The organism is Sphingobacterium faecale, from assembly GCF_016746095.1.
Taxonomy (GTDB): Bacteria; Bacteroidota; Bacteroidia; order Sphingobacteriales; family Sphingobacteriaceae; genus Sphingobacterium; species Sphingobacterium faecale.
In genome coordinates, this window is sequence record NZ_JAERTY010000009.1 from 145253 (window position 1) to 164624 (window position 19372).

A 19372-nucleotide genomic window follows, 5' to 3' on the forward strand; every position below is an offset into this window, starting at 1 on the left:
TTTACCCTTTTATCTTTAAACTTATTTCCCTTAATAAGGATATTGCATAACATCTTCACCAAATACCTCTTTACGAATCAAAGGCAAAGTTGACACTAACTTCTTCAACCCTTCTACGCCTTGCTGTTCTGTATTATGCGAATGGTAATCTTCTATTTTGGAAACATCTTGCTCTCCCTCTGAGAAATACTTCGCGTAGTTCAGATCACGGTTATCAGCTGGCACACGATAGAAGTCCCCCATATCCTCCGCTTTTATCATCTCTTCACGGGTACATAGTGTTTCATAGAGCTTTTCTCCGTGCCGTGTACCGATTACTTTAACCGGAACTTCCTTACCCGTCAATTCGATCAACGCTTGAGCCAGATCACCAATAGTACCGGCCGGTGCTTTATTGACAAATAAATCACCAGGATTGGCATGCTTGAAAGCAAATAATACTAAATCTACTGCATCTTCCAAAGACATAAAGAAACGCGACATGTTGGGATCGGTAACGGTGATTGGTTCTCCTTTTTGAATCTGATTTAAAAACAATGGAATTACCGAACCACGGGATGCCATGACATTCCCATAGCGTGTCAAACATACCACCGTATCCGTCAAATTACGAGCTTCAGCCACCGCTACTTTTTCCATCATGGCTTTAGAGATTCCCATCGCATTGATCGGATAAGCAGCTTTGTCTGTACTTAAACAAATCACTTTCTTAACCCCATTCGAAGCAGCTGCACGGATAACGTTCTGCGTCCCCTCTACATTGGTCTTAACCGCCTGCATAGGAAAAAATTCGCATGAGGGGACCTGTTTCAGGGCAGCAGCATGGAAGATATAATCTACACCTCTAGTAGCAGGCTCGACAGAAGCATAATCACGCACATCTCCTATATAATATTTAATTTTATCATTTTTATACAGATTACGCATATCATCCTGCTTCTTTTCGTCCCTAGAGAAAATACGTATCTCTTTAAAATGGTCTGTGGTCAAAAAACGATTAAGCACGGCTGTACCGAATGAGCCTGTACCGCCTGTTATTAAAAGGACTTTATCTTTAATCTCCATGCTTTACTTTTTTAAACAAATTTTCCTTTTGTTCTTTTGAAGGATAATTAATCAACACTGCTTTATATACACCTTTAAACACAAATAAACTTCCTGCAGCGACACCAATGATTTTGTGTTTATCAATTACATCTTTAATATCATCTAACGAACCTGCTCCTCCCAATACTGTCATGGGCAAAGAACTCTGCTCTCTTGCTTTATCAATCAACGCATGATCAAAACCTTTCATAGCACCATCCTGATCAATCGAATTAATAACAATCTCTCCTGCTCCTAGCTTTTGAGCTTCTTGTATAAATTTAAAAGGGTTAATTCCGGTAGCTTTTTTACCGTTATGTGTATAAACTTCATAGCCACCAAATAACTTTTTCTTGACATCAAGCACAATAATTACCGATTGAGCTCCTACCCTATCCGCAATCTGCGTAATCAAATTGGGATTATGCAGTACAGCCGATGATAACGCTATTTTTTCTATACCTAATCCAAATATCCTTTGAGCTTGCTCAACTGTTTTTACGCCCCCTCCATAACATAAAGGCATTCTAGATTGATTTGCTATACGTTCTATCAAACTATAATTAGGCTCATATCCTTTAACAGTTGCATCGATATCAAAGATTGCCAATTCATCGACAGCTTTTTCATTAAATATTTTAACAGCATTAATCGGGTCGCCGACATACTTCGCATTCTTAAAGTTTACGGTCTTCACTAATCCATGGTCCTGTATCAATAAACTTGGAATAATTCTTGGTCTCAGCATATCAATTATAGTCTAGCGAAGTTATGCAATAAAATTTCACCATAATGATGACTTTTTTCGGGATGGAACTGAATACCATATTTATTCTCATGATGCGCAGCAGAAGCAAATTCTCCTCCATACTCTGTTGTTGCCATTATATCATCGCTATTATTACATTCAAAGTAATAGGTATGTAAAAAATAAAAAATAGCATCTTTTTCTAACCCATCAAATAAAGCAATATTTTTCACCGGAGTTACATCGTTCCACCCCATATGCGGTAATCGTGTAACCTGATCAATCTTAGTTTCATCAAACTTACGCACTGAGGCATTAATCCATTTTAATCCCTCCATGCAGCCCTCATCGCTATTATTGGCCATCATCTGCATACCAACACAAATACCAATAACCGGGACTTCCTTTTCTAATACCAGTTCATCCAATACCCCTCTCATGCCAGAGTTATTTAACTGTTTCATTGCATGATCAAAATGTCCTACGCCAGGAAGAATCAATTTCTCAGCACCTTCGAGATCCGCTTCGGCCCTTGCGATTTTTACAGAAACATCAACCCTCTTGTATACATTTACAAAAGCGTTAATATTACCAACTCCGTAATCAATTATTGTTATCATTATCTAAATAATCGCTTTTCCATTCCAAATTTTTGCATCACTTGTGCACCAAGTTTAATAATACCCATTTTATTTTTATAGTCTTTGTAGGTTTTGTTCGGCCCATTAAATATCTCTTGAAGATCTTCTCGAGTCAAATCAAGTTTATGTGCCACATACTCAAACTCTTTTTGCAAAAATTCCTCCGACAATTCTGGTCTAGAAATCCGATCTAGAGCTTCCTCTCTTGTCATCTGTCCTGTAAGAATTAAAGAAGAAAAGTGTGCTCTACGTTTTTCGTATCCAAATTTACGTGGCAGCCAATAATCTTCGTAAAAACGAGTAAATCTTGATTCATGATGCTTATGTTGAAAAGGTTGCCAACCAAATTTATCTTGTAATAACTTCTCTGCATCTGTCTTCACAAATGGAACTAAATTTAATGGTTTAAAAACTTCCATGGCATACACATACTTATAATATATCTTATAAGACAAGATATCTACCAAAGGAAAAGTCTTCAATGGACGTTTACCAAATTTACCATGAATATCATTTACCAACCTTAAATCAATGCCGGGAAATCCACCCCATTCTTCTGGTTCACGACAACATTCGGTAGAGAAGTTACCACCAGTTAACACGTAATTAATTTTATTCTTCTTCGCAAACTTGTACAAACCTGAAAAAAAAGCATAATCTTGTGGTAAGTCTTGGTCAGCTATCTGTGACTTTAAAAATGCAACCTGTAGATCTTTCATCTCCTCCCAATTGATAACCTCAGTATATAGGTCTAAGTTTAAGCCGTTAATTAATTTTTCAATATTTCCAACAGCTTTGTCCGTGTTCCAACCTGCATCCACATGAAAGATTAGAGGGCGTATTCCCATTATTTCTTTTGCTACATAGGCTGCGTAAGAGCTATCTAGCCCCCCACTTAAACCTATGATACAGTCAAAGTCCTTATTGCGGCTATTTTTTTTGATTTTATCGGCGATTTTCATTAACTCATCGAAGCCTTTCTGATCTGTATGCCAATTTGGCTTTATATTTTCGATATAGTTAGTATAATAATCACTTTCTCCCTTTTCATTAAAAATGATATTTGGATCTGTCGTATCCATTATCGTTTTTGTACATATTTGATATGGCCTATTATTTTTCATCTAATTTATTTTAATAGCACTAATATTTTCTTCATTAATTTCAAATGAGATCTTGAATTATCTTGTAAAAATCTTTTTACATCTTTCGAATAACCGATGTTTTTGGTTGTTTTGTTATTATAGAAATATTTATCTGCATTCCACCAAACAATTCCATCTATTCTTCTTTGCTCCACTGTTACCTCCAACATATTCCTAATATGTCTTAAAAATTGCTGTTCTGGAATTTTTTGTAAACCCAATTTTCTATTGCTAGGATGAAATCGCTCCATTACAAAAGGCAACAACATTTTATTATATTTTGCACTTATTTTTATAAGATTTTCAATATTTTGCTTAACATAGGTATCATTTTGAAATCCATTTGACTCTTCGTCCGAATAAAAGAAATACATGGACGGAAATAACACATCACTTTCTATAATCAAACTCTCAATTTTTTGTATATTCTCAACAAACCAATCACTTTCATCCAAATTCCAGTACGTAGTAAAAGGAATCCCATAATAACCCCATTTAACATTGGGTCTTAGTTTTTTTACAGATCTTAGTATCTGTAAATAATATGACAACGACCTCTTAAACGTCTCCGTATCTGACGGCTCATTAACTAATTCATCAATATAGGGTGCTTCTAAATCTATATAACAAAATCCGGTTGCTAATGGATCCGGATATAGCTCTTCTACAGACTTCCTAAGCTTCTGCTCATTAAATCCGAAATAAGTCCCAGTAGCAAATGCATGCTCATCAATAAATAACACCTTCTGAATGCCATTATCCTTTAAATATATAGATAACTTGACATCTTCAAAGTCGAAGTAATAAAACAACTGTTGCTGCTTTTGAGCTATCAGTGATAGAAAAGAAAAGAAAAATAACATCAATAAAAAAATAAACTTTTGATGCAACCCGCTCATGATATGTTACTATTTAGTAAATAATAAGATTTATAATTCCAATCAAGAACAGATTACTCACAACCAAGCGATTTTTTGGCAATATTAGTGTAAGCAAATTCTGTACATCCCTTTTGTTGGGCTGATTTGAGCATTTCCTCATAAACCCCTTCCTTATCTATTACGTGAGTTAAAATTGATTCTATCTCTTCTACACTATCGTGTTTAAGAAATAGAGCATTCCCCCCCACATCGACATGTGTAATCCCTTCCCAATATTTAAAAATAGCTGGAGTACCTGTACCAACAGCTTGTTCCCATAAGACAGAATGTGTCCCAGGAAATACTATTAGATCGCTCATAATATAATAATCTAAAATTTCATCTGATGACAACCAACCCACAAACTTTATCTTTGAATGCACTAATAATTCATTAATTTTTTCTTTTGCCTCAGGAGCAATTGTACCAAATACAACCAGAGTAACTTCTTTTGAAAAACTTTCAATATTTCTAAAGGCTTCCAAGACCAGGTGTATATTTTTTAACATATCTATTTTACCTCCAGTCAAAATCACAAATTCCTTTGACAAACATAACTTTTCTCTTAATCTCTCTCCTGCGCCAAGGTTCAACTTTTGCTGTAATAAATCATCATCTACCCCCATCAACAGTAGCTCGACTTTAGCCTCAGGTATTTTATATGCATTTCGTAAAAAATCACAACGAAGAGGAGTTACTCCGTAAAACATACTTACATAAGGTAAAATTTTACGTCCTATAAATCGCCACACAACGTGATGAAAAATATGCTTCGAGATCCAGCTCTTTGCGCTATTTATATAATCTGTATGGCAGTCAATAAAAACCTGTATATTGTTTCTTTTTGCATATCTCATTACTTGAATAATATCCGCAAACGAATAATCGTGTATAAATAAAATATCTGGATTCTCTGTTTTTAGTGATTCGGAAAGATTTTCATATCTTCTAATAAATGAATTAATTTTTTTCCAGCATCTTCTGTAATTTAACCTAATTACCTTATAACCATCTGTCGAAAAATAAGTATTAGCTTTAGGTAAAGTACAAGGTTTTCCATTCTTATCAAATGAAACCAATGAAGCTATCACAGAAACCTCATGCCCTAGCTTTTGGTGATACTTTGGTAACATGTTTTCCTGATATGAATAATTGTCTATATAGAAATTAGAAAGACATAGATGAACGATTTTCATATTGATTATTTCGAGGATAAAATAAAATTAAGCCAAATAAATTCCAGAAATCAACATTCTGGTAAATATTACCAGAAGTAAGAGTCAGACCAAATGACAACAGTAATAAAGGAACAAATACAATAAAATATATATCAAAACTTCTAAAGGATTTAATTTTATTAAACAATCGAATTATGAGTAAGCAAAATATAAAAATCCCTACAAATCCAAGAGCCATTAAAACCTCTAAAAATATATTATGCGGATATCCACCATTTGATCGTAAAACGAATTGATCACCAATTATAGGGTTATTAAGAAACATTTCCCACGCCTCTTCAAAAAGATAGTCTCTAATTTCCTTTTGTCCCCCCTTTATTTGAGTCGAAAAATTAATAATTCTTGTAACACCTCCTATTTCGATATTATTTAGAATAATATAATCTATAAGGTAACCAAAAACTACAAAGCCTGATGTAAAAAAAAGAATAGATCTAAAAAAATACCCTAATGTTTTCCTAACTTTCGTATGATAAATAAAGAGTATCAGGATAGTACAAATAACTGTTATTAACATTGGTCCTCTTGACGCTCCAAGAATTAAATTGAGCAAACCAAAACATATAGCAAATAACAGCCAAGCCCTTCCTTTTCCATTTAATGAATTCTTCAAAAAAAGATAACCACTAAAAGAAATAAGCAATAGATATCCTCCATAAAGACTGTAGGAAATTGAATTGAGTATCGGAGAAATTTGATCTACACCGTAAATTTCAGCTCGTTGCAAAAGTATATCAAAAGATATTTGAAATCTATTTTGAATTAAATATGCCGCTAAGCTAAACAAGTTAACTACTAGAAGGCAAACAAATGACTTTCTGGCTAACGACGCCGTATTTACATAATTTATCCCTCTAGACATTGCGATAAGAGGAATTAAGATATTTCCAATATAAAAGCCAAAAACCTCTAATCCACTTTTTTCATGAAACACATCATAAATACCTAAGTCAATTAATATCCTAAAAAAATATACAATTAAAAACAAAAACAATAAATTTTGCGAATATTTATTCGGCGCAAAATTGACACTTTTTATAATAATAAAAATAGATAAGCACACTCCAATTATTCTATATCCAGTGTTAAATGCGGTAGATGACATACCGATAAACAGGGATAAAATAGTGGAGATTGGATACGCAAAACACAAAAGGACAATCATCCATTCCGTTAGCTTTCCAATAGTCTCTGCATCTTTCTCTATTGGCACTCCCATTATTCTATAATAAGATCTATTTCACGCTTTGCCCGCTCTTCCCAAGATAAAAACGTTCTATTTGCAAATTTTTTTGCATTTTCAGAAATTTGATGCCTTAATTCATCATTTTCGAGCAGATTTAATATTGCATCTTCTATCACTTCAATTTTATTAGATTTAATTTCGAAGAATGCGTTTAAGTCTATCAAGTCTAATGATCCAGTATCATTCAATGCAATCATTGGAACTCCCAATTGTACTGCTTCAATAAATACATTTCCTAAATTAGAAGTATGATATAACGAGAAAGTAATATCGGAGTGCAGCAACATATAATGAACTTCCTGAATAGGTAACCCATAAATGAACTTGATTTTATCTTCTAGTCCAAATTTATTTACCATCATTGATAGTCGAGCTACGTACTCTTTATCCCAAGCTGCGCCAATTATGTAGGTAACCGGAAAATCCAAACCCTTGGTATGAATACAATGAAGAGCTTCAATAAGCAAATGTTGACTTTTCCAAGGATCTAGTCGAGCAACATACGTCATGAAATTATCAGGTAAAGAAATATTTTTTGGTCTCTTTATATTTGTAGCTATATTTTTATCCACTCCATTCAATAAGAAATGTAATGGCAGATCTTTATTGCCTATTTTCTCAAAAACAATATCCCCTTTGGTACCATCATTTGTAATAATGAGTCCTTTTCCTTTCATACTAAAAGTTAAATATTCCAGTGGATGCTTTAAAAACAACTTCCATTTAGGTTCTGAAATCTCATTAATTAAAAATGTCCCATATAAACGACGAAATTCAGGAACTGAAGTTTTACGGCTAATTAAAGCAGTAACTCCTCCCAAAGAACCAAATCCAACTAACTGTTGGATATTCGAATTATTTTGCACAATACGCACTCCTAAAGATACTGCTGTATAAATCAACTTGAACTTTTGAAATAAATTAGTAGATCTCTCACCAACAGTATAAATTTGAATTTTTTTATTATACTTGGGCGGAATAGAGATCACATACTCTGGTTGCCACACAATAACATGAATCGTTCCTATTCTATCATCATCTAGTATCTTATAGAATACGTTGTTAAACGCTGGCATTCCTTTGGATTTTTCCTGTCCTTCATAAAAGAATGGTGCCGCTCCAGTCCAAACGTTTGTTACTAACAAAACATCCTTTCTAATCTGCTCTTTTCCCATAATAATTAATTGACTTCAACCAATTATGAACACCAAAAGCAAAATCATAAAGTTTCTTATAAAACCTACTATTATAATATCCTTTATAGTCTAGATAGCTTTTAACTTCTGCATTCATCATACCCTGAAAATCAGCCTCAGACATACCTAGTTTCTTCATAAAGTAAACCCGATCTTCTTCCTTCATTTCCTGATTAGGATAAGGATCGAGTTGAAGATCTATCAAAGCTTCTTCTCTAGTCATCTCTCCAGCACAAATCAAATTGGAATGATGTGCCTTTCTTTTATCTAAATTAAATTTCTGTGGTTGAATATAGGCTTGAGTAAATCTAGTATAAATAGATTCATAGTGTTTCCCCCCATAGTAAACCCACCCCAATTCATCTTCAATAAGCTTTTTACCTTTTTCCTTAGAGTAATCAACATAATTTAAAATATTTACGGTAGACAATTTATGTATTAATTTATTTTTAAAATTGTCAAAAATAGTTGTCCTAGGAAAACTCTTCAATTTTACACTTCCAAATTGCTTATGTACATTTTTAATAAGCAACCAATCGCGCTGTGCATCACCTTCAGACCATCTCGGAGACATGATAAATTCAGATGAGCCATTTGATCCATTTATTATATATCGGATGTTATTCTTTATGGCTGTCTGATTAAGAATAGATATAATGCCATGATCTGTAGGTATTTCCATCCCTGGGGTAGAAGCCTTTAAAAAAGAAATCTGCAAATCTTTAAACTCCTTCCAATCAATCACATATGTAAATAAGTCGATTTCCAATTTATCTAAACACTTTTGAATATTTGAAACAGCAAGTTCCGAATTCCAACCGTTATCAAGATGCACAGCTAGTGGGCGTAAACCTCTTCTCTTGACTTCATAAGCAACATAAGTACTATCTACACCTCCGCTTACCCCAATAATACAGTCATATTTCTTTCCTTTTCCTGCCGCTTTAATTTCATCTATGACTTTTTGCAATTGCAGTTCCTTTTCTTCATTGTATGTAAAATCATGAGATAAATAGCTATTGCAATAATTACAATGTCCTTCCTTATCGAATTGAATTACCGGATCTGTGGTATCCATTACACATCTCTTACAGATTTTAACTTCGTCCATCTTTTATACTTATTTTTGATTGAATATCCTCCCAATCGGGATAATTTATTAATACCGCCCTATGAACACCCTTATACACAAACAAACTTCCAGCTGCACTAGCTGAAGCTCCACCGATGTTGATTGCATCTATTAAATCGCTTTCATCTTTAGCTCCACCACAAGCAACTACAGGTATTGAAACCGCCGCACTAACCATTTTTATCAATGCTAAGTCGTACCCCTTATATGTGCCATCTCTATCAACAGAATTTAAAAAGATTTCACCCGCGCCCAACTTCTCCATATTTTTGACATATTCTACTACATCCAATTTCGCATTTACTTTACCTGAATCGCTATAAACGTATTGTCGTCCAAATAGATTACTTTTTACATCAACCGAAACCACAGTACTTGAGCTCCCAAATCTGTGTGCCGTCTCTTCAATCAGTCTAGGGGTTAGAAGCGCACTGTTATTAAACACAACTTTTTCAACTCCCTGATATAAAATATCTTTCACCTGATCGATGGAAGTTATACCTCCACCGTAAGCCAAAGGCATAAAAGCCTCACTTGCTATTTCTTTTATCAAAGACAAGTCCGGAGATTGCTTTTTTTTTGTTGCAGCAATGTCCAATATGACGATTTCGTCAACGCCTTTTTCATTAAAAATTTTCACGGCATTAATTGGATCCCCAACATAGTTGTAATTTTTGAACTTAATCGACTTGACTAAACCGCCCTCATGAACCAAAAGCACTGGTATAATACGCTTCATTAGTAATTTTTAACAAAGTTATGTAATAATTTTAATCCAAATTTATGACTTTTTTCAGGGTGAAACTGCACACCCATTATATTGTCTTTCTCAACTGCGGCAACAAATTCATAGCCATATTCTGTTAACAATAGGCTATCATTCAGATTAAAGACCTTAAAATGATAACTATGTACAAAATAGAAACGCGCTTTATCACCGAGTCCATTTAAAAGCTTACTATCTTTCAATGCTGTGACATAATTCCAGCCCATATGAGGAACTTTTTCATTATTTACAAGCTTACTTTCCTCGAAGCGGACTACATTTCCCTTTATCCATGATAAGCCTTCTATACCACCTTCTTCGCTTTCTTCAAACAAAAGCTGAGCCCCTAAACATATACCTAACAGAGGTTTCTTATTAACTATAACTTCATGTTCAAGACGTGGAAACGAAGATAAAGATCTTAGTTTTTTTATTCCATATTCAAAAGAGCCTACTCCCGGCAAAATAATTTTATCAGCCTCAACTAAGTCTTTCTCGTCATTAGAAATTTTACTTTTGACTCCTACTTTTTTCAGCATATTAGCTATTGAGGCGAGATTACCAACGCCATAGTCAAAAATCAATATCATATCTTTCTTAATGAAAACTTGTATGAAAAAATAAAATAAACGATATAAATAAAAGCAAGGTTTAAACTAAAAACCCACATAATAGCATTTAAAGAAAGTTGAAAATAATTCGGTAGAATAAAAATCAAAACCGTTGATAATAACATATAAAGATTAATAAAAAAATCGACCTTCTGCTTTTCTGCTATAAAAAATATATAAGTCAAGGGACTTGAAACAAATCGAAACAAATAAAATAAAGAAAAAATACTAGCCAATTCTCCCGCTTGCGCCCATTCACTTCCAAAGAAAAATTTAAAAATATCACTTCCCCATAAAAAAATAATTAAAAAAGGAAATACTGCTAATAATAATAATATTTTTGCGGTCCTAATAAATAACGGTCTACAATTTCCTATGGAAAAAAACAATTCTGCTGATTTTTGTCGAAAAACTTCTAATATAGAAGAAGACAACAACGACATAGGAGCATCCAAAGACCTCTTTGTTAAGGAATATTGTCCCGTAATGTTCGCACCATACAATAGATTAAGCGAAAAAACAGGAATTTGATACGAAAGTTGATTTAAGAAATCTGTTGGTATAGTAAACATAGGAAAATTCTTAAATCGCAGAGATAACACCTTGATTCTATTTTTTGTCTCTTTTGAAAAATCAAATAATATTCGATGTTTTGGAAACAAATATAATGTTGAAAATAACATTCCTAAGACCTCTCCCAAGATTAATCCTCCTAAATTATTGCAAAAGAAAATTGCAAGTAGTGAAAAACCAATTGTTACAATAGTTTTTACAACCCTTGTTCTAGATAATTCTTTAAATTCCTTTTGATAGTTTAAATAGGAAACAAAAACAGTATTTATTGCGGTAACAAAAATTAGGATGGGCAATAAAAACAACCAATTAAACAAATTACCGTTATCAACCAATGAGGTAGACAAACCTATCCCCTTAATAAATAACAAGCTAAACAAAACAAGTAATGAAAACAGAAAGGAAATAACTAAAATCAATGTAGAAATTGCCTTTAAATCTTTCAAATCTTGAAGTATCAAAATTGCTCTTTCATATTTCCCTGTAGCAAAAGCACCAAGAACAGCATAAATCGCCATGAATGTAGTAAAATACCCAAAATCTTCAGGTGAATAGTGTCGCGTCAATATTGGAGTTAAAGCCAAAGCAATTGCTTGTGAGGCCGCTGTTCCTGTCATAACAACAGCAACATTTCTTACGAACTCTGACTTTATATATCTCGTGAAAACGCCCATTTGATTATTTTGCTATAATGGTTTTAACAATCCGTTGAGCAGTATCACCTTGACCATACAAATTATTATCCCACTCGATTGGAGTTTTAAGTAGTTCCATTTCTAAAGAATCAAGATTATCGAACATTAGAATATTACCATTCAACTCAGCAGTTTCTAACCACTCTGTCTCCGTCCTGATGGTTACGCACTTCTTATTGAGCCAATATGCTTCTTTTTGCATTCCCCCACTATCAGTAATCAATCCCGATGAATGGTACAATAGGCTCAGGTTATCAAAGTAACTTTGTGGTTCTATCACTACGAGATTGGTATATTGCTCAATATTAATACCGTAATCTAGTGATAGTTTTTTCGTTCTTGGATGCAATGCTATAACGACTTTATAACACAATGTATTTAACCGCTCAAAAATAGCCATAAGTCTTTTGGGATCATCCGTATTATAAGGTCGGTGTATAGTGGTATAGAAATAAGAAAAATCATACTTTGCTTTACCAATATGGCCATCTTGAATTACCATATTAACAACATCTTTCATAATGTCGCCAACTAAAACCACACCCTCCGTTATACCCTCATCTTCTAAATTATCTATAGCAACTTCTGATGTAACAAAAAGCTTGGTCGAAATATGATCTGTTAATACTCGATTTACCTCTTCTGGCATTTTTTTATTAAAACTTCTCAATCCAGCTTCGATGTGATAAACAGGTATATGCAACTTTGCGGCTACCAGTGCTCCGGCTAAAGTTGAATTTGTGTCCCCATAAACAACTAGAGCCTCTGGATTTTCGTCCAAAAGTATACGTTCAATCTCAATTATCATTTTAGCTGTTTGTTCGCCGTGATTACCACCTCCATTATTCAAGACATACCGAGGTCGGGACATCCCTAATTGATCAAAAAAGACTTTGCTCATATTTTCATCGTAGTGCTGCCCCGTATGGATAGTAATCAAATCAATCTTATCTTCACAAGCCTTCTCAAAAGGGAAGTGCTTAATAAATTGTGGTCTCGCTCCTACAATAGCTATAATTTTTTTCATATATTCTTAAAACTATAAATTCTTTCAATAATATCTACGACTTTTAATCCTTCAAGGGCATTAGTAGTAATTACATTTCTTTCCTTTAAAACATCTACCACATTTTCAATAATATAATGATGATTGGCAGCTGATCCTTTATAAGCACCGTAGTCATTACCTGGATTTGTCGGCGCCAAATCCGGCATTTCATAATCTTTAATATGACAATACTCCACTTCGTTCATGTATTGACCGCCTACTTTTAGCGATCCAGTCTCCGCAATAACTGTAATCGAACTTTCCAAGTTTTTATTCCAAACTGAGGTTGAATAATTTAAAGATCCCATTCCTCCATTTACAAAATCGAATGATACAAAGCCAGAGTCTTCGAAATCCGTTAAGTTTCCATGGTTAAAATCAGCAAATTTTGCTTGGATATTAGTAATATCTCCGAAATACCAATACATCAAATCTATAAAATGAGAAAACTGGGTGAATAAGGTTCCTCCATCAAGATCTTTCTTACCATGCCACGATTCCGGTTTATAATATCGATCATCACGGTTCCAATAACAATTAATCTGCACCATAAATATCTTTCCAAGCTTACCTGATTCTATTAAGTCTTTTAACCAGACAGAGGGTGGTGAATAACGATTCTGCATAACACAAAACACTTGCTTATGCTTCTGTAAACCTTTAAAAATCAACAACTCCGAATCCTGCTTAGTCAGTGACATGGGTTTTTCAATAACCAAATGCTTTCCAGCATCGAGAATTTTCATTCCTTGTTCTGCATGAAATCCATTAGGACTAGCTACATTTACTACATCACATTCGATTCCAGATTTAAAAAAATCCTCTAGATTCGAAAATAATGGAACAGAATAAGATTCAATCCCCAGTTGAACTTTGTCTTTAACATCTATAAATGCCACTAACTCTGATTCTTCATTACGGGAAATCATCTCAGCATGTCGCTTTCCAATATGACCACAACCGACTACAGCAAATTTTATTTTATTCTCTCCCATGATTACTTAATACGAATTACTTGGTTATTCTCTAGTCTATATTCTTGTTGGCTCTCTGGGCAAATGGCAACATCATTTTCATTAAACTCTAACCTATGCCCATATTCACCAACCCATCCTAATTGGCGTGCCGGATTTCCTACCACTAAAGCAAAGTCGGAGACTGCCTTAGTAACTACAGCACCAGCGCCAATAAAAGCATACTGACCTATATCATGTCCACACACAATGGTAGCATTAGCACCAATAGATGCTCCTTTACCCACATGTGTTCTTGTGTACTGATCTCTTCTATTGATAGCACTCCTGGGATTGACAACATTAGTAAATACCATAGAAGGTCCTAAAAACACGTCGTCAGCACAGATCACCCCGGTATAAATAGAAACATTGTTCTGCACCTTCACATTATTACCCAATACAACCTCTGGGGAAACAACCACATTCTGACCGATATTGCACTTTTCCCCAATAATACAGTTAGGCATGATATGAGAAAAATGCCAGACTTTTGTTCCCTCTCCTATTTGACAACCATCATCAACAATGGCTGTTTCGTGTACGAAATAACTCATTACTTATAGCTTTTAACAGTTTCAATAATATAGGTTAGTGTTTCTTGATCCATTTCAGTATGAATAGGGAGGGATAAGACGCGTGTGCATAAATCTTCGCATATAGGAAAGTCTCCTTCTCCAAATTCTTGCGTTTTGAATGCCTCTTGCAAATGTAAAGAAACAGGATAATACACCATACTTGGCACCCCGTTTTCTTGCAAATATGCTTTCAGTTTATCTCTATCAGTAGCATCCGTAAGTTGTATTGTATATTGGTGATAGACATGAGATGAATTAGAAACACGCTTTGGAATTTTCAACCAACTCAAATTTGCAAAAGATTTATCATATGCATCCGCAACAGTATTTCTGGCAGCAGAATAAGTATCAAGATTTTGTAACTTCACATTCAAAACTGCTGCCTGTATGGTATCCAGCCTCGAGTTACACCCGATCACACTGTGATGGTACTTTTTAGCTTGTCCATGGTTAGCGATCATGTGTAATTTTCCAGCCAGCTCTGTGTTATTGGTATACATAGCCCCGCCATCACCATAACAACCTAAGTTTTTAGATGGAAAGAAGGATGTACATCCTATATCTCCCATAGTTCCAGCTTGTGCCTTGCGCCCATCCGAAAAAGTGTAGGTTGCACCGATAGCCTGTGCTGTATCTTCTATTACGTACAGGTCATGCTTTTTTGCTACCTCAAGGATTTCCTCCATGGGAGCACATTGTCCGTACAAATGAACTGGAACAATAGCCCTACATCTAGGAGTTACTACCCTTTCAATTTCGGCGGGAGTAATCATAAACGTTTCGGGATCCACTTCTGTGAGCACAGGCTTTAATTTTAACAAACCTATAACTTCGGCAGTAGCTACATATGTAAATGCAGGAACAATTATCTCATCTCCTGGTTGCAGATCTAATGCCATAAGTGCAATCTGTAAAGCATCAGTACCATTCGCACAAGGAATGACATGTGTTCCCCCTAAATAAGCGCCTAGATTTGTTGCAAATATTTTAACTTGAGGCCCATTTATAAAGGTTGTAGTATCAATTACTTCTTGAATTCCTTTATCAATCTCCGTTTTTATATTTTCATATTGACGCTTAAGGTCAACCATTTGTATATTATTCATTTCTATAAAACTAAATCACTAATTGTATTACCTATTGACAAACACGATGTTGCTGCAGGCGAAGGGGCATTGCGTACATGGATAATCTGTCCGCTGCGAACGATATCAAAATCATCCAGTAAAATACCGTCACGACTGCAAGCTTGTGCACGAATTCCTGCTCCTCCCGCTCTTAGGTCACTCTCTTGGATTTCTGGTATTAATTTTTGCAGCGCCTTTGTAAATGCAGATTTCGACAACGATCTGTACATCTCTCCCATTCCAGTTTTGCCATATTTTGCAACAATTTTATGAAAACCCGGCCAACATAAGGTTTGTGCTAACTCACCAATATTGATATCAAAAAACTTATAACTCTCCTTTCCAAAAGCCAAAACTGCATTTGGCCCTGCTTCAACACCGCCATGAATCATTCTCGTGAAATGCACCCCTAAAAATGGAAAACTGGGGTCGGGCACGGGGTAAATTAAATGCTTTACTAAGTGTTCGCGATCGGGCTTTAATTCATAATATTCCCCACGAAAGGGAATAATCTGAACATCGTTTTTGAGTTCGGTCATTTTAGTTACCTTATCCGAATGCAATCCCGCACAAGAAATCACTTTACGAGCTAAAAATTCCTTTTTATCCGTAAGCACGACGCAGCGTTGACCATCTTTCTTCAAATTAACAACTTTGTGATTAAAGAAAACCTCACCCCCCAGCTCTTCAAAAAGTTCATGCATTTTTTTTGCAATTGCAGGATAGTCTATAATACCTGTCTGTGGAACTCTTATTGCACGTACCCCCGCACAATGCGGCTCTATCTCTTCAAACTCCTCTTTTGTTAAATATTTAAGATCCTGAAGTCCATTATCTACACCACGTTTATAGATATTCTCTAGTAGCGGGAGCTCTTCTTTACTTGTAGCAACTATTATTTTACCACATAAATCGTACGCAATTCCATGCTCTTGAGCAAAATTTACAATTGATGTGTATCCCTCAATACAATTTTTTGCTTTTAGACTGCCAGGCTTGTAGTAGATTCCACTGTGTAGGACACCACTATTATGTCCAGATTGGTGCACCGCAACATCTGCTTCTTTTTCTAAAACAGCTATCCTTAAAGCAGGTGATTTTAATTTGGCTTGATATGCTGTCGCTAACCCAACCAAACCGGTTCCTATAATTAATAAGTCAAATTCCTGCATCACGAACTATAACCTTGCGTCTACTAAAGCGCGGTCTAAACATGCCTTCGTGTCGAAAATAACACCATTATTCCGCTTAATTTTCTTATAATCAAATTTCAGGAATTCAGAGTGGGCTACTGCTACTATTACCGCATCATATACAACAGATTCATCCAATTTGTTGATGATATCTAACCCATATTCGTGTTTTACTTCCTGTGCATCAGCCCATGGATCATAAATTTCAACATCTAAACCGAAGTTAACTAGTTCATGGTAAATATCTACGACACGGGTATTACGAACATCCGGACAATTTTCTTTAAAAGTGATTCCCATAATCAAAGCTTTTGAACCTTTAATCTTATGATCCTTTTGAATCATCAACTTCACCACTTTATCTGCCACAAAAGGCCCCATATTATCATTTACTCGTCGTCCAGATAAAATAACTTGAGGATGATAACCTAAGGCTTGCGCCTTATGTGCTAAATAATAAGGATCAACACCTATACAATGTCCACCAACTAGTCCAGGTTGATATTTCAGAAAATTCCATTTTGTGCCCGCAGCTTCAATCACGTCATTCGTATCGATTCCTATACGATCAAAGATTAAGGACAATTCATTAACAAAGGAAATATTCACATCGCGCTGTGCATTTTCGATTGCCTTTGATGCTTCTGCGACCTTAATTGAAGGAGCCTTATGCGTACCGGCAGTAATTATTGAGCGATAGAGATCATCCACGCGGTTAGCAATTTCTACAGTTGAACCTGAAGTCACCTTCTTTATTTTGGTGAGGGTATTAATCTTGTCTCCTGGATTAATGCGTTCAGGGGAATATCCTGCAAAAAAATCTTTATTAAAGACTAAACCGGACACGCTTTCCAAAACAGGCACACAATCTTCTTCTGTACAGCCCGGGTATACTGTTGACTCATAAATAACTACATCACCAACATTTAACACTCTTCCTAACATCTCAGAAGCTTTAAGCAACGGACGTAAATCAGGTGCTTTAAAATTATCAATTGGTGTGGGGACTGTTACTATAAATGTGTTATAAGCTTTTAGATCATCTGGATTAGAGGAGAAGGAAAGGCCCGAAGTTCGTTTGTCTTTTTTAACTTCTATTACACTTTTCAGATCCTCAACATTGGCCTCCTGAGTACGGTCTCTGCCTGCACTTAACTCTGTGACGCGGTCTATATTAATATCAAAACCTAGTACATCGTATTTTTTAGCAAATTCTATTGCTAAAGGTAACCCCACATATCCCAATCCTATAACGGCAATTTTCGCATTGTTCACGATGCCATTGTTGTTGTTTAAAGCTTTGCCCATATTAATGGATTTTTTATTTATTATTATTTTAACAGTTCTTATTTTAATATATCAACAATTACACCTAACTGTTACCCCTATCCATTCTTCGAGTTTTCCTTATCCGCTACAATCTTGCGCAGTCCGGAGCTCGAAAAGCGGTGATCACGGCTATTAAAATACAGTTCGATACCTTTTTCTTCGCAATACTGGCGTCCTGTAAAATCTCTATTTTCATACTCGTCACCAACAATACGAACATCCAACTTGAAGGAACGTAAGATATCTTCGAGATCCTGCTCGGTAGAATAAGGCACAATCTCATCTACATATTGACAACCGCGCAATTGTATATAACGCTCTACCACAGTCTGGGTTGGCGCATTTTTTTCGGGTCTATCCAATGTGGGGTCCATCTGCAGGCCACAGATCAAATAATCGCATTGCCGCTTGGCCTCAGCCAACATCATAATGTGTCCGGCATGTAACAGATCAAAGGTCGAGAAGGTAATCCCTACCCGTGGTCCAGGATTGTAATCTTGGCGTGGATTCGCTGATTTGCTGATTTGCTGATTCGTTGATTCGTTGTTTTTCATAATTGCTTATTTGCTTATTTGCCTATTCGCGGATTTGCGTATCTGCTTATTCGCATGTCTGCTTATTTGTTAAACTTATTATATAAACTATTGAGTTGGTTGGTTATCTTTTCCACCCGTTCTCTTGTCTGTATATACTCTTGGTCGCTGAGAAATTCTAAATCGCTTGCTAAAATTAAAAAATTTATAACTTCGATGGCAGAACCAAATGCTTGATTAATAAATCTGGCTTTGTCTTTTTCTGTAGATCTCGCCATTCCTTCGGCAATATTAGCAGCAATACTGCTAGCCGCTCGTCTCAACTGTGATGTCAACCCAAAACGTTCTTCTACCGGAAAAATCTGTGTAAGCTTGTATACCTCGCGCACTAATGCCCGAGCTTCTTGCCATACTTCCAATTTTTCGAAATAGAATTGTCTCATATTTTTGCGTATTTGCTTATTTGCGGATTCGCGTATCTGCCTATTTGCGTATCTGCGAATTTGCCTATTTGCTTATTTGCGAATCTGCCTATTTGCGTATCTGCCTATCTG

The 19372-nt window shown here is 35.3% G+C and carries 20 protein-coding genes; all 20 read right to left on the reverse strand.

All coding sequences use genetic code 11. The features are described 5' to 3' along the window. Positions 1–30: 30 nt before the first annotated feature. Positions 31–1065: a polysaccharide biosynthesis protein gene (locus tag JKG61_RS16390; RefSeq protein ID WP_202104032.1), complete on the reverse strand. Its 1035-nt coding sequence runs from the start codon at positions 1063–1065 to the stop codon at positions 31–33. Next, complete coding sequence (locus JKG61_RS16395; RefSeq protein ID WP_202104033.1) at positions 1055–1834, reverse strand: AglZ/HisF2 family acetamidino modification protein; 780 nt, start codon at positions 1832–1834, stop codon at positions 1055–1057. The genes JKG61_RS16390 and JKG61_RS16395 overlap by 11 nt, the downstream gene beginning before the upstream one ends. A gap of 5 nt (positions 1835–1839) precedes the next feature. Next, a complete protein-coding gene (hisH, locus tag JKG61_RS16400; RefSeq protein ID WP_202104034.1) occupies positions 1840–2454 on the reverse strand; it encodes an imidazole glycerol phosphate synthase subunit HisH in 615 nt (204 codons plus the stop codon). Then, positions 2454–3599: an N-acetyl sugar amidotransferase gene (locus JKG61_RS16405; protein ID WP_262896208.1), complete on the reverse strand. Its 1146-nt coding sequence runs from the start codon at positions 3597–3599 to the stop codon at positions 2454–2456. Before JKG61_RS16405 ends, hisH (JKG61_RS16400) begins: the two co-directional genes overlap by 1 nt. A 5-nt stretch (positions 3600–3604) precedes the next feature. Continuing rightward, positions 3605–4483, reverse strand: coding sequence for a hypothetical protein (locus tag JKG61_RS16410; RefSeq protein WP_202104036.1), 879 nt, complete (start codon positions 4481–4483; stop codon positions 3605–3607). Between the two features lie 89 nt (positions 4484–4572). Then, entirely contained in the window at positions 4573–5673 is a 1101-nt protein-coding gene (locus JKG61_RS16415; RefSeq protein WP_202104037.1) for a glycosyltransferase family 4 protein, read from the reverse strand. A gap of 34 nt (positions 5674–5707) precedes the next feature. Then, positions 5708–6997 (reverse strand): O-antigen ligase family protein, encoded by a 1290-nt coding sequence (locus JKG61_RS16420; protein ID WP_202104038.1) that lies wholly within the window; start codon positions 6995–6997, stop codon positions 5708–5710. Next, positions 6997–8199: a glycosyltransferase family 4 protein gene (locus JKG61_RS16425; RefSeq protein WP_202104039.1), complete on the reverse strand. Its 1203-nt coding sequence runs from the start codon at positions 8197–8199 to the stop codon at positions 6997–6999. Before JKG61_RS16425 ends, JKG61_RS16420 begins: the two co-directional genes overlap by 1 nt. Continuing rightward, the gene (locus JKG61_RS16430; RefSeq protein WP_202104040.1) at positions 8180–9298 is read right to left on the reverse strand and encodes an N-acetyl sugar amidotransferase; all 1119 of its coding nucleotides are present in this window, start codon (positions 9296–9298) and stop codon (positions 8180–8182) included. The genes JKG61_RS16425 and JKG61_RS16430 overlap by 20 nt, the downstream gene beginning before the upstream one ends. A gap of 19 nt (positions 9299–9317) precedes the next feature. After that, a complete protein-coding gene (locus JKG61_RS16435) occupies positions 9318–10091 on the reverse strand; it encodes an AglZ/HisF2 family acetamidino modification protein (protein ID WP_202104041.1) in 774 nt (257 codons plus the stop codon). Further along, a complete protein-coding gene (hisH, locus tag JKG61_RS16440; protein ID WP_202104042.1) occupies positions 10091–10708 on the reverse strand; it encodes an imidazole glycerol phosphate synthase subunit HisH in 618 nt (205 codons plus the stop codon). The genes JKG61_RS16435 and hisH (JKG61_RS16440) overlap by 1 nt, the downstream gene beginning before the upstream one ends. Further along, positions 10705–11976: a lipopolysaccharide biosynthesis protein gene (locus JKG61_RS16445; RefSeq protein WP_262896209.1), complete on the reverse strand. Its 1272-nt coding sequence runs from the start codon at positions 11974–11976 to the stop codon at positions 10705–10707. Before JKG61_RS16445 ends, hisH (JKG61_RS16440) begins: the two co-directional genes overlap by 4 nt. A 4-nt stretch (positions 11977–11980) precedes the next feature. Further along, complete coding sequence (wecB, locus tag JKG61_RS16450) at positions 11981–13024, reverse strand: non-hydrolyzing UDP-N-acetylglucosamine 2-epimerase (RefSeq protein WP_202104044.1); 1044 nt, start codon at positions 13022–13024, stop codon at positions 11981–11983. Next, a complete protein-coding gene (locus tag JKG61_RS16455) occupies positions 13021–14040 on the reverse strand; it encodes a Gfo/Idh/MocA family protein (protein WP_202104045.1) in 1020 nt (339 codons plus the stop codon). Before JKG61_RS16455 ends, wecB begins: the two co-directional genes overlap by 4 nt. Before the next feature lie 2 nt (positions 14041–14042). Next, the gene (locus tag JKG61_RS16460) at positions 14043–14615 is read right to left on the reverse strand and encodes an acyltransferase (RefSeq protein WP_202104046.1); all 573 of its coding nucleotides are present in this window, start codon (positions 14613–14615) and stop codon (positions 14043–14045) included. After that, complete coding sequence (locus JKG61_RS16465) at positions 14615–15742, reverse strand: DegT/DnrJ/EryC1/StrS family aminotransferase (protein ID WP_202104047.1); 1128 nt, start codon at positions 15740–15742, stop codon at positions 14615–14617. Before JKG61_RS16465 ends, JKG61_RS16460 begins: the two co-directional genes overlap by 1 nt. Before the next feature lie 2 nt (positions 15743–15744). Continuing rightward, positions 15745–16935 carry an L-2-hydroxyglutarate oxidase gene (gene lhgO / locus JKG61_RS16470; protein ID WP_202104048.1) on the reverse strand — a complete coding sequence of 397 codons (1191 nt, stop codon included), beginning with the start codon at positions 16933–16935 and terminating at the stop codon, positions 15745–15747. A 6-nt stretch (positions 16936–16941) separates the two neighbouring features. Then, positions 16942–18264 (reverse strand): nucleotide sugar dehydrogenase, encoded by a 1323-nt coding sequence (locus JKG61_RS16475; RefSeq protein WP_202104049.1) that lies wholly within the window; start codon positions 18262–18264, stop codon positions 16942–16944. Positions 18265–18341: 77 nt separating this feature from the next. After that, positions 18342–18839 carry an adenylyltransferase/cytidyltransferase family protein gene (locus JKG61_RS16480; protein WP_202104050.1) on the reverse strand — a complete coding sequence of 166 codons (498 nt, stop codon included), beginning with the start codon at positions 18837–18839 and terminating at the stop codon, positions 18342–18344. A gap of 62 nt (positions 18840–18901) precedes the next feature. Beyond that, complete coding sequence (locus JKG61_RS16485; protein ID WP_202104051.1) at positions 18902–19261, reverse strand: four helix bundle protein; 360 nt, start codon at positions 19259–19261, stop codon at positions 18902–18904. Positions 19262–19372: the final 111 nt, after the last annotated feature.

What these genes read in the sequence shown, in the direction of transcription:
- JKG61_RS16390 (WP_202104032.1), bottom strand. Translation starts at nt 1,065, where the DNA reads ATGGAGATTAAAGATAAAGTCCTTTTAATAACAGGCGGTACAGGCTCA.
- JKG61_RS16395 (WP_202104033.1), bottom strand. Translation starts at nt 1,834, where the DNA reads ATGCTGAGACCAAGAATTATTCCAAGTTTATTGATACAGGACCATGGA.
- hisH (WP_202104034.1), bottom strand. Translation starts at nt 2,454, where the DNA reads ATGATAACAATAATTGATTACGGAGTTGGTAATATTAACGCTTTTGTA.
- JKG61_RS16405 (WP_262896208.1), bottom strand. Translation starts at nt 3,599, where the DNA reads ATGAAAAATAATAGGCCATATCAAATATGTACAAAAACGATAATGGAT.
- JKG61_RS16410 (WP_202104036.1), bottom strand. Translation starts at nt 4,483, where the DNA reads ATGTTATTTTTCTTTTCTTTTCTATCACTGATAGCTCAAAAGCAGCAA.
- JKG61_RS16415 (WP_202104037.1), bottom strand. Translation starts at nt 5,673, where the DNA reads ATGTTACCAAAGTATCACCAAAAGCTAGGGCATGAGGTTTCTGTGATA.
- JKG61_RS16420 (WP_202104038.1), bottom strand. Translation starts at nt 6,997, where the DNA reads ATGGGAGTGCCAATAGAGAAAGATGCAGAGACTATTGGAAAGCTAACG.
- JKG61_RS16425 (WP_202104039.1), bottom strand. Translation starts at nt 8,199, where the DNA reads ATGGGAAAAGAGCAGATTAGAAAGGATGTTTTGTTAGTAACAAACGTT.
- JKG61_RS16430 (WP_202104040.1), bottom strand. Translation starts at nt 9,298, where the DNA reads ATGGATACCACAGATCCGGTAATTCAATTCGATAAGGAAGGACATTGT.
- JKG61_RS16435 (WP_202104041.1), bottom strand. Translation starts at nt 10,091, where the DNA reads ATGAAGCGTATTATACCAGTGCTTTTGGTTCATGAGGGCGGTTTAGTC.
- hisH (WP_202104042.1), bottom strand. Translation starts at nt 10,708, where the DNA reads ATGATATTGATTTTTGACTATGGCGTTGGTAATCTCGCCTCAATAGCT.
- JKG61_RS16445 (WP_262896209.1), bottom strand. Translation starts at nt 11,976, where the DNA reads ATGGGCGTTTTCACGAGATATATAAAGTCAGAGTTCGTAAGAAATGTT.
- wecB (WP_202104044.1), bottom strand. Translation starts at nt 13,024, where the DNA reads ATGAAAAAAATTATAGCTATTGTAGGAGCGAGACCACAATTTATTAAG.
- JKG61_RS16455 (WP_202104045.1), bottom strand. Translation starts at nt 14,040, where the DNA reads ATGGGAGAGAATAAAATAAAATTTGCTGTAGTCGGTTGTGGTCATATT.
- JKG61_RS16460 (WP_202104046.1), bottom strand. Translation starts at nt 14,615, where the DNA reads ATGAGTTATTTCGTACACGAAACAGCCATTGTTGATGATGGTTGTCAA.
- JKG61_RS16465 (WP_202104047.1), bottom strand. Translation starts at nt 15,742, where the DNA reads ATGAATAATATACAAATGGTTGACCTTAAGCGTCAATATGAAAATATA.
- lhgO (WP_202104048.1), bottom strand. Translation starts at nt 16,935, where the DNA reads ATGCAGGAATTTGACTTATTAATTATAGGAACCGGTTTGGTTGGGTTA.
- JKG61_RS16475 (WP_202104049.1), bottom strand. Translation starts at nt 18,264, where the DNA reads ATGGGCAAAGCTTTAAACAACAACAATGGCATCGTGAACAATGCGAAA.
- JKG61_RS16480 (WP_202104050.1), bottom strand. Translation starts at nt 18,839, where the DNA reads ATGAAAAACAACGAATCAACGAATCAGCAAATCAGCAAATCAGCGAAT.
- JKG61_RS16485 (WP_202104051.1), bottom strand. Translation starts at nt 19,261, where the DNA reads ATGAGACAATTCTATTTCGAAAAATTGGAAGTATGGCAAGAAGCTCGG.